The sequence below is a fragment of the Cupriavidus necator A5-1 genome (genome assembly GCF_000744095.1).
GTDB classification, from domain to species: Bacteria; Pseudomonadota; Gammaproteobacteria; order Burkholderiales; family Burkholderiaceae; genus Cupriavidus; species Cupriavidus necator_A.
In genome coordinates this window covers 255,026-268,595 of sequence record NZ_JQLI01000001.1, presented here as the reverse complement: position 1 = coordinate 268,595, position 13,570 = coordinate 255,026, and the positions used below count along the sequence as shown (strand labels likewise).

Here is a 13,570-nt window from a genome sequence, read left to right as displayed (position 1 = left end):
GCTCACTCTCAGAAAACTGACTGACCAGATCCGAAGATCCAGTCACGTTTTGCTGTGCGAGCACTTTATAACTTGTAAGCTAAAAGACCGAAGTCTTTCGCATCCGTTATCAAGCGCCCACACTTATCGGTGTTTGTTTGTTAAAGAACTTGCCGCGATTCGCTTTGCTTGTCGCGTCGCTGCTTTGTCAGCAGCGAAGGAGCGAGACTATAAAGAAGTTTCTGCGATTAATCAATCATTTTCGAGAAATTCTTTTTTCTGGACACTCTTTCGAGTTAATCCTTGCAAGTCTTTTCCCACCTCCGTTGCGCGGTGCTTTGCGAACGGGGGGGCGAATATTAATGCCTCCATGCCTGGCTTGCAAGCGTTTTTGAAAAGATTTTGAAAGAGCCTATTTTGTCACTTTTGCGTCGACCCGCGACGTGGATGAGCACCGAGCTGGTCGCCGCCCGCGGGGCCACGCGCTACCGATCATGACGTTGCTCGCGCCCACCCTTCTCGACGACTCGAGCGCCGGACTTCATCCGAGCGATTCGCGGTTCTGTACTGATGGTTGCGGCTTGCGACGCTCGTCGACCTAGCAGGAACACTGTAAGCGGCCTGTTCTTCCATCTTGAATCCGCCCCGAGCCGATGGGACTGCGCGCCGACGTGCTGCGCCTGCCGCTGGGGGCGCGCTTCAACTACGACGAAGAGAAGAACATCCTGTTCCTGAATTTCGAGGAGCTCGAAGTGAAGCGCCAGGAAGACATCGAGGCGATCCGCAACGAGGTCATCCGCATCTGCGAGCCGTTGGGCCACAGGGTCTACACCGTGGTCAACTACGCGGGCTTCGTGCTCGACCGGAGCGTGGAAGATGCCTATGTCGAGATGATCTCGGACACGGTGGCACGCTACTACGTCGGCGTGACCCGCTTTACCACCAGCGCCTTCATGCGCGCCAACCTCAGCGACACCTCGCCCGGCGCGGCCTCGCGCCCTATGTCTACGAGACCGAGGCAGAAGCGAAGGCGAGCCTGCAGGACCAGCCCCGCAGCGACTAGGCTGGCTGCCCACGGGCACCTCCTTCGTGCAGGCTGGCCTGGAGGCACTAGTCGACGCGGCCCCCAGACCGCCCAACTGGGCCAGGTCACCAAGTCGTTTCGGTGACCGCCCGCCTGGCGCATCGCGTAACCGCGTTCTTCAGGACGTCAGGCCTTTGGCGCCGAGCCAACTCAGCCACGCCTAATCTTCGATCTCGCCATCATGAAGGCTTGGTAAACGGCTGCCGGCTCAAACCGATTGCCCGCGGCGAGTGCCCGGTTCACGCTCTTGGTAAATTCGTCGGTGAAGTTTCGATCAAGCAGCGGGAACGGCGTCACCTGGGAACCATAGAACGGCATGCGCGAATTCATGACCAGGTGCGCGAGTTTGTCCCGGCTTGATCCGGTGAAGACCAGCATGAGATCCGGGGCCTTGCCCTAAACATTCATCGCATCGCGCGCTCTTCGGCGCGCAGCGCGCGCACGATTGCGCTTTGGCTGTGCGCCCGTCCTTCGCGAATATGCCGCTCGGCCTGCGCCGGCAACCGACTTCGCCTACTCGACAATCTTCAGAAGTACTGGATCGACGGCATCCGGATGGTCGTATCCTTGGGCGAAGACTTGGTCCCGTGGCATCACGTAGTACAACACTCGCGTAGCAAGGCTATTGCTGCGGTACTCGCCAAATGTCCTGCTGGCTGCACTCGCAGACCACGGTACCTGCGTGTCGCGTCCCAATGCTATTGAAAATCGGACACCGTGTAGCGAACAGCGTATGCTGATTGCTGAAAGGAGACCAACATGTCTCAGAATAACTCGATCTATAAGGGCTTCAAGGTGTCGGCAATTGTACGCCGCTCATCCGAAGATGTCCTCGACCCCGGCGCGGCGCAGCCAACCTTCCTCGCAACAGCGACCGTTACTCAGGTTAGCGTGGGCAGTGGCTCACTCAGGCTGGTGCCAGCGCTTCCACCGCATCATGCGCTCACACCCCACGCCGCCATCGACCTGGCACTATCTTCGGCCAGGGCAGTTATCGACAGCTTGTCCACGTCCGTCAGGCACAAATAGTTTGCACGAAAGCCAGGCTCACAAAAACGAGGTCAACACCGAGGCGCTGCGCCAGATCGGTTAACTGTAAGCGATTGAGGCCGAGAGCCGCTGCAAGCCTGACGACCGGCCTACTGCCGGCATCCGGTGGTAGCGGCGTTGATGAGCGACGGCTACAAGTTCTACAACGACCTCCGCGCATGGACTCAAGCCGCATCGGGTGGCGAGCTTCAAGGTGTCGAACGATAAGCACTTCGCCGAGAAGCTGGACGACATCGTCGGGCTGTATCTCAATCCACCAGAACGTGCATTGGTCTTCTGTTGCGACGAGAAGTGCCAGATTCAGGCGCTTGACCGGACCCAGCCAGGCCTGCCGTTGAAGCGAGGGCGCTGTGAGACGATGACTCACGATTACAAGCGTCATGGTGTGACGACCTTGTTCGCGGCGATGAACACCCTCGATGGTAGTGTCATTGGTCAGTGCATGACAAAGCATCGACACCAAGAGTGGCTACGCTTCTTGCGGCAGATTGATCGAAGTACGCCCAAGGACCGCGAGCTTCATTTGATCGCCGACAACTATGCAACCCACAAGCACCCCAATGTGCAAGCGTGGCTCGCCAAACACCCACGATTTCACATGCATTTCACCCCCACCAGTGTTGGCCCCGCTTGCGGCGCCGTCGCGGGTGGACCTCAGCGCCGGCCAATTCGCCCTGGAGCGTGGCGTCGGATCACCGGGCGGCCGGCTGGTCCATGAAATTTGAGCGCCCCAGCGCATAAGTAGCGCGAGCGTCGGTCGGTTCCGCCGTCAAGCGGTGGTCAAGGAATGGTAGCGTCTAGCCCTTTGGATTCGCATGGCCATCATCTATGATGTGATTCATGTAATCATCGTATTGCCATCTTGAGGCTCCCATGGAGCAAAAGACCGCTCGGCTTACGCTGCTCATCGATCCCAACAAGAAGGCTGCCTTCGAGCGCCTTTGCGCACAGCAGGATCTGACCGCCTCGCAGGTGATACGGCGTCTTATCCGCGACTACCTGACCCAGCATGGCGTCCAGTACGTCCCCAGCGGCGTGGACACGGACAAAGCGGAAGCCATGAGCAAAGAGAGGCCACCGGTCGGCGCGCCGTCGCGGCGCGACGCGAAACCTCCCGCCAAGCGCCGTGCGACCCGTCGCGGAGCCTGATCCATGAGCAGCGTGCCCCCTCTTACCCAATGGCTCCATCTCGACTGGATGCTTGTTGTGGTTGGGGCCTGGCTGCTTGTCGGCGTGGCAGGGGTCCTGGTGCTGCATCGGTTTGCACTGGTATCCCACGTGCTATTCCCCATCGGGGGACTGCTAGGGCTGGCGCTGTTCGGTCTGGCGCTCCACGCCGTATTCCGCGCGCCTGAGGCTGCCGTGCTGCCCATTGGCCTGCCCACACTGCCGTTCCACGTCCGGGTCGACAGCCTGTCGGCCTACTTCCTGATGGTAATGGGAGGGGCGGCGACCGGCATCTCGACGTTTGCGGCTGGCTACTTCCGCAAGGGCGAAGGCACGCCGCCGGGCCTCCTTTGTCTTGAGTACCACCTGTTCCTCGCCAGCATGGCCGGGGTGATCCTGGCAGACGATGCCTACTCTTTCATGGTGATGTGGGAAACCATGGCGTTGTCTTCATTCTTCCTGGTGACCGCCAACCACCGCATCGCCGAAGTGCGCGCCGCCGGCTATCTCTACATCACAATGGCGCGCATCGGAGCGATCGCCATCCTGCTGTGCTTTGGCGTGCTGCAGGCCAACACCGGCGACTATACGTTTGCCAGCATGCGAGCCCAGGCGCTGACGCCGCTCTGGGCCTCGGTCGGTTTCCTGCTGGCCCTGTTCGGATTCGGCGCCAAGGCCGGCATCCTACCTTTGCACGTCTGGCTGCCGGAGGCGCATCCGGCTGCGCCGTCACCGGTGTCGGCAATGATGAGCGGCGTCATGCTCAACACTGCCATCTACGGCCTGCTGCGCGTGTCCTTCGACCTGCTGCAGGTGCGTCTGTGGTGGTGGGGCGGATTGCTGCTGGCCATTGGACTGGCCACCGCGCTGTTCGGCGTGGTCTTTGCCGCGGTACAAACCGACATGAAGCGGCTTCTGGCTTATTCGTCGATCGAGAATATGGGCCTGCTCTTCGTTGCCATGGGCCTGACACTGCTGTTTTCAGCCTACGGCATGGCGCCAATGGCCGCCCTGGCCCTGACAGCCGCGCTCTACCATGTCGCCAGCCATGCCTTCTTCAAGAGCCTGCTCTTTCTGGGGACCGGTAGCGTGTTGCATGCCACCGAGGAGAGAAGCCTCGGCAAGCTAGGCGGATTGATTCGCTATATGCCATGGGTGGGCTGGCTTACGCTGCTGGGCGTGCTGGCCAGCGCGGGGCTGCCTCCGCTCGGCGGTTTCGTCTCGGAGTGGCTGCTGCTGCAGAGCTTCCTGTTCACGCCGGGTCTTCCGGAGCCGATACTGACCATGCTGATCCCGGTGGTCGCCGCGCTGATCGCGCTGGTGGCGGCCCTGGCCGGCTACACCATGGTAAAGTTCTTCGGCGTGATCTTCCTCGGCCAGCCCCGTGAGCCCAAGCTGGCCCACGCGCACGACGCCGGCCGCTGGGAGCGCGCGGGCATGCTGTGGCTCGCGCTGGGCTGTATCGCGCTTGGCCTGCTGCCGACCCAATTCGTCCAGCTGATCGATCCGGTGACGCAGCAGCTGGTGGCGAGCGGACTCGGCGCCCGGACCGCGGCCAGCGGCTGGCTGCTGGCACCGACCGGCCTGGCTCAGGCCAGCTATGGGCCGGTCATTTTCCTGCTCGGCATTCTGGCCAGCGTTGCCCTCGCCTACCTGCTGGTGCGCCGCCTCTACCACGGTCGGCTTCGCCGCAGCCCGCCCTGGGCTTGCGGCTTCCCATGGGGCACCGCGCGCATGCAGGACACCGCCGAGGGTTTCGGTCAGCCGATCCGCCAGATCTTTGAACCGTTTTTTCGGATGCGCCGCGACCTGCCGACGCCATTCGATGAGCAGCCGCACTACCGGGTCACAGTGGCGGATCATTTCTGGCGCTGGATGTATGTCCCCGTGATCGATCTGGCGTCGTATCTGGCCCGGCTGATCGGCCTGATGCAACAGGGACGCATCTCGGCATACCTGCTGTACAGCTTCCTGACCCTGGCCGCCACGCTACTGGCCGTGATGCGATGAGGGTTGCATGAACTTGACCGGAATCCTGTCACAGCTACTCGAGATTGTGATCTCGATCGCGTTGGCGCCCCTGCTGATCGGCTGGGTCAACCAGTGGCGGGCTTGGCTGCAGAACAAGTCGGCGCCCAGCCTCTGGCAACCGTATCGAATGCTGCACAAACTATTCAACAAGGAATCGGTGGTCGCAGATAATGCGTCGCCGCTGTTCCGCGCCACGCCCTATGTGGTGTTCGGCTGCATGGCGCTCGCTTGCTCTATCATCCCTACCGTTTCCACGGACCTGCCACTGGCACCGGCCGCCGACGCGATCGCCCTGGTCGGCCTGTTCGCGCTGGCGCGGGTCTTCATCTCGCTGGCGGCAATGGACGTCGGCACCGCCTTCGGGACGCTGGGCGCGCGGCGCGAGATGCTGATCGGCTTCCTGGCGGAACCGGCTCTGCTGATGGTACTGTTCTCCGCCTCGCTGATCTCCAAGTCGACCTCGCTCACCACCATTGTCGAGACGATTGCTCACCGGGACCTGGCCATCTACCCGGGCCTGGCGTTTGCCGGCGTTGCGTTCACCATGGTATCGCTGGCCGAGAACGCTCGCATACCGGTCGACAATCCCGCCACTCACCTCGAGCTGACGATGATCCACGAGGCGCTGATCCTCGAATACTCGGGCCGGCATCTGGCACTCCTTGAGTGGGCGGCCAGCCTCAAGCTGTTCGCCTATTCCTGCATCGGCCTGGCGCTGTTCTTTCCCTGGGGCGTTGCCGAAGCGCACGCTCCCCTGGCCATGCTGCTGGCGCTGCCCGCGCTGCTGCTCAAGCTCATCGTGGGTGGGGTCCTGCTGGCGGCGCTGGAGACCGCGAGCGCCAAGATGCGCATCTTCCGTGTGCCGGAGTTCCTGGCCACCGCCTTTCTGCTGGCTGTGATCGGCATGCTGGTCCACTTGCTGCTGGCTCACTGAGAACACGGCAATGACTGCGCTCCTCACCCAGTTCGTCAACCTCCTTGGCGCGGTGCTACTGATCCTCGCCTTCGCCATGATCTCGCAGCGACGAATCCTGTCGCTGATCAACTTGTTCACGTTGCAGGGGGCGACCCTGGCGTTGGCCACCGCCGTCGTCGGCTACGTGACGGGCCAGCCGCACCTTTATCTGTCGGCCGGCCTGACCCTGATACTCAAGGTGTTGCTCATCCCCTATCTGCTGCACCGCGTTATCGATCGTCTCCAGATACGCTGGGACGTCGAGACGCTGATCAACATCCCCACCACCATGCTGATCGGCATCCTGGTGGTTATCTTCGCCTTCAACCTCACCATGCCGATCTCGCGGCTGTCGCTGAAACTCGCCAGCGGCACGCTGGGCATCGCGCTGGCCTGCGTGCTGTTGTCCTTCCTGATGATGATCACGCGCTCCAAGGCGGTGCCGCAGGTCATCGGCTTCCTCGCGATGGAGAACGGCCTCTTCTTTGCGGCCACCGCCGCGACCTATGGCATGCCGATGGTGGTCGAGCTGGGCATAGCGCTGGATGTGCTGATCGGCGTGCTGATCCTGGGCGTCTTCATGTTCCAGATCCGCGAGCAGTTCGACAGCCTGGACATCCGTCACCTTGAGAAGCTGAAGGAGGATTGAGTTGACCGCGCTGGCCTTTCTGCTCGGATTTCCGCTCGCCGGTGGGCTGGTGCTGGCGCTGACGGGACATCGCGAGCGCGCACGCGACATCAATGTCGCCTTCAGCCTGGGCACATTCCTCGCCGCCTGCGTGCTGACGGCGCAAATCGTCGCCAATGGCCCCATGCTGGCGTGGGGCCGTGAGTTCTACATCGACCCGCTGAACGTTTTTCTGGTTGCGCTCACCGCGTTCGTGGGCCTGACCACCTCGATTTTCTCGCGGCCGTACATGCGGGTGGAGCACGATCACGGAAAGATGACGCCGCCGCGGCTGCGCCTGTACCACAGCATGTACCAGCTCTTCACCTTCACCATGCTGCTGGCGCTGACGACCAACAATATGGGTATCGTTTGGGTTGCGATGGAGGCCGCCACGCTGACCACCGTGCTGCTGGTCAGCGTCTACCGCACCGCCGCTAGCCTGGAGGCGGCATGGAAGTATTTCATCCTGTGCGGGGTGGGGATTGCCCAGGCACTGTTCGGCACGGTGCTGCTGTACATGGCCGCCGAGCAGGTCATCGGCCCGGAGGGTGGCGCGCTGCTGTGGACCAACCTGGACGCGGTAAAGCGCCAGCTCGATCCCAACATCATCACGCTGGCGTTCGCCTTCCTGTTTATCGGCTATGGCACCAAGGTCGGCCTGGTCCCGCTGCATAACTGGCTGCCCGATGCCCACGCGGAGGGGCCGACCCCGGTGTCCGCCGTGCTCTCTGGCCTGCTGCTCAACGTGGCGCTATATGCCGTGCTGCGCTGCAAGGTGCTGACCGATGCGGCGCTGGGCAACCATCTCACCGGCCGCCTGATGATGGGGTTCGGCCTGGTATCGGTGGTCGCAGCTGTCTTCTTCCTGATCCGGCAGCGCGACATCAAGCGCATGTTCGCGTATTCGTCCATCGAGCACATGGGCATGATGACCTTCGCCTTCGGCATGGGCGGGCCAATCGCCAGCTATGCCGGCCTGCTGCACATGACGGTGCATTCGCTGGTCAAGTCTGCAATCTTCTTCGCAGTCGGCCACGCCGCGCAGAAGGCGGGCACGCAAGTCATGGACGACATCCGCGGGCTGATCCGTGTCAGTCCCACGGTCGGCTGGGGTCTGATGGTAGGGGTGCTCGCCATCCTGGGCATGCCGCCGTTCGGGGTCTTTGCCAGCGAGTTCCTGATCGTCACGACCGCCATGCGCGAGCAGCCGTGGGCCACGCCCTTCCTGCTGCTCGCACTCGGGTTGGCGTTCGCCGCGGTGTTCAGTCGGGTGCAACCGATGGTCTTCGGCGACACCACGCTCAAGCCGCTGGCGCATCCGCCAGCGCTGGTCCCGGTGTTCACGCATCTCGCCCTGGGGCTAATGTTGGGTCTTTATATCCCGCCCTATCTCAACACCTGGTACCGGCAGGCAGCCGCCATGCTGGGGAGCTGACCCGATGACACCGTCAGATCCCGGCCTCGACCTGGAGCGGCTGCCCGCGCCGCTGCCAGTCTGGCACGGCCAGGTCGGGCCAGACGGCTGGTCCGCCACGGCCCGTGCGGTGGCGGACGCTGCCGGGCGCCTCGTTGCGCTGTGGGGCGTCGACCGGAGTACCATCGGCGGTACGTTGACGGCATGCGTGACGTACGCCACGCCGCGGGGACTGATATGGCTCGAACTGCCGCTTGATGGTATCGCGCCCGCGGTGCCGGATCTGGCCGGCATATTCCCATGCGCGGGCCGGATGCAGCGTGCCATGACCGACCTGGTAGGTATCGCCGTGCAGGGCAACCGCGATGCCCGGCCCTGGCTGGACCACGGCCTCTGGCCGCCAGGGGCGCGGCCGCTGCAAAGCGGCGCGCAAGCGGGTGCGGCCACGGCCGGCAAACTACCTGCCGACTATCCTTTCGTGCGTGTAGAGGGCGATGGGGTGCACGAGATCGCGGTCGGCCCGGTGCATGCCGGCATCATCGAACCCGGCCACTTCCGCTTTTCCGTGGTCGGCGAGAAGGTGCTGCGGCTGGAAGAACACCTGGGCTACACGCACAAGGGCATTGAGCGGCGTTTCACCGAACTGCCGCCGCTAGAGGGCTACCGCCTGGCCGGCCGGGTTTCGGGCGATTCCACCGTGGCTTTTGCCTGGGCCTATTGCATGGCGCTGGAGTCAGCCTGGCGCTGCGCGCCTCCGCCGCGGGCAAACTGGCTTCGCGCCCTGATGCTCGAGCGTGAGCGGGTGGCCAATCATCTGGGTGACCTGGGGGCCCTGGGCAATGATGCGGGGCTGGCCTTCGGCCTGGCGCAATTCTCGCGCTTGCGCGAAGACTGGCAGCGGCTGGCCGGAGAGGCTTTCGGCCACCGGCTGATGATGGACGCTGTGGTGCCCGGCGGCATTGCACAGGACTTGACGACAGCCATGCTTGAGCGCCTGCGTCAGCAGTGCGACCACATCGAGCGGGAAGTACGTGTGCTGCGCGCGGTCTACGACGAGCACGCGGGCCTGCAGGACCGCTTTGTTGGGGCCGGCCGCGTCACGCCACAGCTTGCCGCCCAGCTTGGGCTGACCGGCCTCGCCGGACGTGCCAGTGGCCGCGCCGTGGACCTGCGCTGCGACCATACTTGGCTGCCCTACGATAGCCTCGCCGTGAAAATGGCCACGCACCGCGGCGGGGATGTCGCCGCCCGCGTGGCGGTGCGATTCGATGAGGTGCTGGAGTCTCTACGACTGAGCCGTGCCATCTGTGCAGGTCTGCCGGAGGGCGCCACGCGAATCGTGCCGCAAGTACCCGCTGGTGCCGCCATCGGGGTGGGATGGGTGGAGGGCTGGCGCGGCGAAGTCCTCGTCGCGCTCGAACTTGCCGATGACGGCAGCATTCTCCGCTGCCATTGCCACGACCCGTCGTGGCAGAACTGGCCGGTGCTGGAGCATGCCATCATCGGCAACATCGTGCCGGACTTTCCGCTGATCAACAAATCCTTCAACCTCAGCTACTCCGGGCACGATCTCTGATGTGGCAAATCCTCAAGCAGATTGCCCGCACCGGCATTGTCACCGAGCCGGCGCCGCCCACCGCGGCGGGCGAGCCCGCCTCTATCCAGCGCATTCACCGGGAGCTGCTCGACATTCTCGGTCAGGCGCTGACGATCCGGCAGGTCGACGCCGGCTCGTGCAATGGCTGCGAGCTGGAGATCCACGCACTCGGCAATCCTTACTACAACATTGAAGGTCTCGGCATCAAGTTCGTCGCCAGCCCGCGCCATGCCGACATGCTGTTGGTGACCGGACCCGTCTCGCGTCACATGGAAGAGGCCCTGCGACGCACCTACGCGGCAACCCCGGAGCCGAAACTGGTAGTGGCGGTGGGCGACTGTGGCTGCACCGGCGGTATCTTTGGGGAGAGCTATGCAAGCTGCGGTCGTGTCGCCAATGTCATCCCCGTAGACGTAACCGTGCCAGGCTGTCCACCGCCGCCATTAGAGATCCTGCGCGGGATTCTGAGCGCCATTCGGCAGCGGCAGACCAATCCCGCACGGCGCTAGCGGTATTGTTCGCCAGGGAGCCTTGTATGCGATGCCCTGCAATTTGCCAAGTTGGGGCCAGCCCCCAATCGTCGACACTGCTAGGCCCTAAGAAGAGCGCGCCGCCGCGAAGCATCGCCTGCAGTGCCACAGTGGCACGTCGACTATGGCCTTGAGAACGGCTGGCTAGCTAATGGCACGATTGCCTAATGCCCGTCACGCACGGGCGTGCCGCTCACAGCACTTGGTCGCCATGTGAACCGGACCCGCCTGCGAGCGCCGGGAGCAGCTAGCCTTCCTGCTACGTATCACCCACGTTCCTTCGCCGCCAAACTAGGCGCGCCGATCGTCGGTTTGGTGGCGTAGTCCACTTCGTACTGCTGCAAATACTCGCGAATCATCTGGCGAACAATCTGGGATGGCGTCTGGTCTTGGGCGGCACAGAGCGCCTCAAAGGCCTTCTTCTTCTCCGGGTCGATCAATACGGTCAGGCGAGCGGTCTTGGATTCCATGCGTTCTGGAGTGTCATCGTATAATAATTAGATTATCATAATATACAACTGCAATGCTCACCACGTATTCGCACCGTCGTGAGACCGGAGGTGTGGGCAGGAGAAGACGCGTCTAAAGCCGCACAACACGGCGCCAGTACAGATGAGTCTTGAGACTCACTTTTTTTGATGAGGGCACAGTGGTAGAAGTGACCATAGAGGTGACCGCCAAGAACGGGTTTCAGGGACGGAATTCCGCGCGATTGGCGTTCACTGCTAATCAGTTTGAGTGCGAGATCCTGCTCATTTGCAGCCCCTGGGTCGCAAGCGCCAAGAACGTGATGGAGGTCATGCGGCTGTCCGCACGGGCGGGAACGCATGTACGCATCCAGGCGGACGGCGTGGACGAGGCCGCCGCTGTCGTTACCATCGCGGCCTTGTTGAGGGGGGATGCGCTCCCCAAGTCTCTCTAATGGAAACGGACAGATGCACGCGGACCGCTCCTCGTTCGAGGCCTATCTGAAATTTCTGGCCGAGGCAACCAGTGACGGTACGCCCCAGGTGTTGGAAACCCAGCACGCCCTGTCGCTGCATTTCGACGCACTGGCCACCCAAAGCTTCATGTCGCGCAAGGATCCCGACAAGCTCGTGCTGGGTTACACCAGGACGATGATGGGTTTCCTGCTGTTGCACCCGACTCCAACCAGAATCTCGATGATCGGCTTGGGTGGCGGTTCACTTGCCAAATACTGCTACCGGCATCTACCCAACACCAAGGTTGTGGCAATTGAAATCAATCCGGCGGTCATCGCCTTGCGCGAGCAGTTCCAGATCCCGCCGGACGACGAACGACTCGAGGTGGTTTGCGCGGATGGCGCCGAATATGTCGCGAACCAGAATGCGCGACCGGACGTGATCCTGGTGGACGGGTTCCTGGCTGATGGCATGCCGGTTCAGCTTGGCACAGCAGACTTCTATGCCGCCTGTCATGCACGCTTGGCCGATACCGGTGTGCTGGTCGCCAATTTTCTCGAAAGCGATCCCGATATCCCGTTCTATCTGGAGGAAGTCAGCGCCGTGTTCGGCAAATCAATGTCGATTTCTCTTTCCGAAGACAGTGCCAACTACACACTGTTCGCCTGGAAAGGGGCACACAAGCTGCCCGCTCTGGAAGCACTAATGGCGCGGGCGCGCATCCTGGAAACGGCGCATTCGCTGAACCTGACTGCAGCCGCTCGCCGTCTGAAACGCGGCGAGCGCCTTGCATCGGATCGTGCCGCCTGGCCCAAGCTGGCAAGGCTCCGGTATTGAAAAGCCCCTTCCCCGCGTGCAGGCCTCCTCACCAATACAACCATGCCCATCCTGTACTTGCGTAAGCTGACTGGGAAGGTGCGCAGTCCCGACAGCAATTGGCAACTGGCCTGCTACCTGGCCTTTGTGGCCGGAGCGACTAACGCGGGCGGTTTCCTGGCCGTGCAGCAGTACACCTCGCACATGTCGGGGATTGTGTCCGCCATGGCCGACAACCTGGCGCTTGGCAGTTTCTGGCTGATGCTGGACGGCCTGGGGGCGCTGCTGTCGTTTCTGGCGGGCGCCGCCTGCTCAGCGGTGCTGATTAACTGGGGTCGGCGCGAGCACCTGCATAGCGAATACGCATTGCCGCTCATGCTGGAAGCCGCGCTGTTGGTATGTTTTGGCCTGCTTGGAAGCAATCTCGAGCGCCACGAATGGCTGTTCGTGCCGGCAACGGTCATGGTGCTCTGTTTCATCATGGGCTTACAAAATGCCATGATCACCAAGCTGTCGAACGCCGAAATCCGCACCACGCACGTGACCGGCATGGTCACGGACATCGGCATAGAACTGGGCAAGCTGTTTTATTGGAATTTGTCCAGAGCCGACTCGAGCAAGCCACCGGTGCTCGCCAATCGACACAAACTACGGGTACTCATCACGCTCGTCGCATTGTTCTTCGCCGGCGGCGTCATTGGCGCCCTGGGGTTCAAGCACGTCGGGTTCAGCGCCACGCTCGTGCTGGCAACCCTGCTGCTCGCCCTCGCGGCAGTCCCTGTGCTCGACGATGTGCGTCTGCACTTGTGGCGCCGGGACCTTTTGCCTCATTTGGCCGCACGCTCGCGGCGTTGGGCTCGCGCAGTCAAGGAAGATGCGCATGCGGTGTGGCTGGCCGCGCAAGATCCTCGCACGCCATGGTATGCGAAAGCGCTGGCCTTGCTGGTCGCCGCCTATGCCTTGTCGCCCATTGACCTGATTCCGGATTTCATTCCATTGCTCGGCTATCTGGACGACGTGGTGGTGGTGCCTCTCGGCTTGTTGGTGGCAATACGATGGATTCCGGTCGAGGTGATGCGCGAGCATCGCGCGGCGGCCGCGGCAGCCGCAGCATCGGCCAGCCACCCCGTCAGCCACGTTGCGGCGCTGGTGATCGTGACGCTCTGGGCCATTGCGGCGGTGTCGGCAATTATCTGGCTCGTGCAACATCTGCCCGGGCGGGGAAGCAGATGAAACGACGGCCCGATCAGGCGCAGCCATCGGCCAGTCCCACAGCGAAGTCATGGGTCTGGCTGTCGCCGGGGGCAGAAATGATGCGCTTTGCGAACGCCTCACGCGGGAGCGAGACGCGGGA

14 protein-coding genes and 1 pseudogene are annotated in these 13,570 nt (G+C 62.6%); 13 read left to right on the top strand and 2 right to left on the bottom strand.

Features of this window, described 5'->3' with window-relative positions:
* The first annotated feature begins 632 nt into the window (after positions 1–632).
* The gene (locus K307_RS01315) at positions 633–1,148 is read left to right on the top strand and encodes a hypothetical protein (RefSeq protein WP_042875847.1); all 516 of its coding nucleotides are present in this window, start codon (positions 633–635) and stop codon (positions 1,146–1,148) included.
* A gap of 65 nt (positions 1,149–1,213) precedes the next feature.
* Here K307_RS01315 and K307_RS01310 read toward each other — a convergent pair whose 3' ends face one another.
* Positions 1,214–1,441, bottom strand: coding sequence for a hypothetical protein (locus tag K307_RS01310; protein WP_042875846.1), 228 nt, complete (start codon positions 1,439–1,441; stop codon positions 1,214–1,216).
* 381 nt (positions 1,442–1,822) lie between these two features.
* Between K307_RS01310 and K307_RS01305 the strand changes: the two genes are divergently transcribed.
* The 9 genes and pseudogenes from K307_RS01305 (at position 1,823) to K307_RS01270 (ending at position 10,456) form a co-directional block, all read left to right on the top strand.
* Entirely contained in the window at positions 1,823–2,092 is a 270-nt protein-coding gene (locus K307_RS01305) for a hypothetical protein (RefSeq protein WP_042875844.1), read from the top strand.
* Between the two features lie 151 nt (positions 2,093–2,243).
* Positions 2,244–2,732: pseudogene (locus tag K307_RS45115) on the top strand (IS630 family transposase); the annotation flags it as partial.
* A 254-nt stretch (positions 2,733–2,986) separates the two neighbouring features.
* Positions 2,987–3,262 (top strand): ribbon-helix-helix protein, CopG family, encoded by a 276-nt coding sequence (locus tag K307_RS50805; RefSeq protein ID WP_042875842.1) that lies wholly within the window; start codon positions 2,987–2,989, stop codon positions 3,260–3,262.
* A 3-nt stretch (positions 3,263–3,265) separates the two neighbouring features.
* Positions 3,266–5,290, top strand: a complete 2,025-nt coding sequence (hyfB, locus tag K307_RS01295) for a hydrogenase 4 subunit B (RefSeq protein ID WP_042875840.1) — start codon at positions 3,266–3,268, stop codon at positions 5,288–5,290.
* Positions 5,291–5,297: 7 nt separating this feature from the next.
* Positions 5,298–6,245, top strand: a complete 948-nt coding sequence (locus tag K307_RS01290; protein WP_022534749.1) for a respiratory chain complex I subunit 1 family protein — start codon at positions 5,298–5,300, stop codon at positions 6,243–6,245.
* A gap of 10 nt (positions 6,246–6,255) precedes the next feature.
* On the top strand, positions 6,256–6,915 hold the full coding sequence (locus K307_RS01285) for a formate hydrogenlyase (protein ID WP_042875836.1): 660 nt from the start codon (positions 6,256–6,258) through the stop codon (positions 6,913–6,915).
* A 1-nt stretch (position 6,916) separates the two neighbouring features.
* Positions 6,917–8,371, top strand: a complete 1,455-nt coding sequence (locus K307_RS01280; RefSeq protein ID WP_042875835.1) for a hydrogenase 4 subunit F — start codon at positions 6,917–6,919, stop codon at positions 8,369–8,371.
* Between the two features lie 4 nt (positions 8,372–8,375).
* Entirely contained in the window at positions 8,376–9,926 is a 1,551-nt protein-coding gene (locus K307_RS01275; RefSeq protein ID WP_042875834.1) for an NADH-quinone oxidoreductase subunit C, read from the top strand.
* Positions 9,926–10,456, top strand: coding sequence for an NADH-quinone oxidoreductase subunit B family protein (locus K307_RS01270; RefSeq protein WP_013959507.1), 531 nt, complete (start codon positions 9,926–9,928; stop codon positions 10,454–10,456). The genes K307_RS01275 and K307_RS01270 overlap by 1 nt, the downstream gene beginning before the upstream one ends.
* A gap of 287 nt (positions 10,457–10,743) precedes the next feature.
* Here K307_RS01270 and K307_RS01265 read toward each other — a convergent pair whose 3' ends face one another.
* Positions 10,744–10,947: a ribbon-helix-helix protein, CopG family gene (locus tag K307_RS01265; protein WP_042875830.1), complete on the bottom strand. Its 204-nt coding sequence runs from the start codon at positions 10,945–10,947 to the stop codon at positions 10,744–10,746.
* 179 nt (positions 10,948–11,126) lie between these two features.
* Here K307_RS01265 and K307_RS01260 point away from each other — a divergent pair, with 179 nt between their 5' ends.
* Genes K307_RS01260 through K307_RS01250 form a run of 3 tightly spaced genes read left to right on the top strand, consistent with a single transcriptional unit; the run spans position 11,127 to position 13,449 of the window.
* Positions 11,127–11,399 (top strand): HPr family phosphocarrier protein, encoded by a 273-nt coding sequence (locus K307_RS01260; protein ID WP_051974557.1) that lies wholly within the window; start codon positions 11,127–11,129, stop codon positions 11,397–11,399.
* Positions 11,400–11,412: 13 nt separating this feature from the next.
* On the top strand, positions 11,413–12,237 hold the full coding sequence (locus K307_RS01255) for a fused MFS/spermidine synthase (protein ID WP_042875828.1): 825 nt from the start codon (positions 11,413–11,415) through the stop codon (positions 12,235–12,237).
* A gap of 42 nt (positions 12,238–12,279) precedes the next feature.
* Complete coding sequence (locus K307_RS01250) at positions 12,280–13,449, top strand: DUF1275 domain-containing transporter (protein ID WP_042875826.1); 1,170 nt, start codon at positions 12,280–12,282, stop codon at positions 13,447–13,449.
* The last annotated feature ends 121 nt before the right edge of the window (positions 13,450–13,570 follow it).

Coding starts and splice junctions, on each gene's coding strand:
- K307_RS01315 (WP_042875847.1), top strand. CDS start 633: ATGGGACTGCGCGCCGACGTGCTGCGCCTGCCGCTGGGGGCGCGCTTC.
- K307_RS01310 (WP_042875846.1), bottom strand. CDS start 1,441: ATGCTGGTCTTCACCGGATCAAGCCGGGACAAACTCGCGCACCTGGTC.
- K307_RS01305 (WP_042875844.1), top strand. CDS start 1,823: ATGTCTCAGAATAACTCGATCTATAAGGGCTTCAAGGTGTCGGCAATT.
- K307_RS50805 (WP_042875842.1), top strand. CDS start 2,987: ATGGAGCAAAAGACCGCTCGGCTTACGCTGCTCATCGATCCCAACAAG.
- hyfB (WP_042875840.1), top strand. CDS start 3,266: ATGAGCAGCGTGCCCCCTCTTACCCAATGGCTCCATCTCGACTGGATG.
- K307_RS01290 (WP_022534749.1), top strand. CDS start 5,298: ATGAACTTGACCGGAATCCTGTCACAGCTACTCGAGATTGTGATCTCG.
- K307_RS01285 (WP_042875836.1), top strand. CDS start 6,256: ATGACTGCGCTCCTCACCCAGTTCGTCAACCTCCTTGGCGCGGTGCTA.
- K307_RS01275 (WP_042875834.1), top strand. CDS start 8,376: ATGACACCGTCAGATCCCGGCCTCGACCTGGAGCGGCTGCCCGCGCCG.
- K307_RS01270 (WP_013959507.1), top strand. CDS start 9,926: ATGTGGCAAATCCTCAAGCAGATTGCCCGCACCGGCATTGTCACCGAG.
- K307_RS01265 (WP_042875830.1), bottom strand. CDS start 10,947: ATGGAATCCAAGACCGCTCGCCTGACCGTATTGATCGACCCGGAGAAG.
- K307_RS01255 (WP_042875828.1), top strand. CDS start 11,413: ATGCACGCGGACCGCTCCTCGTTCGAGGCCTATCTGAAATTTCTGGCC.
- K307_RS01250 (WP_042875826.1), top strand. CDS start 12,280: ATGCCCATCCTGTACTTGCGTAAGCTGACTGGGAAGGTGCGCAGTCCC.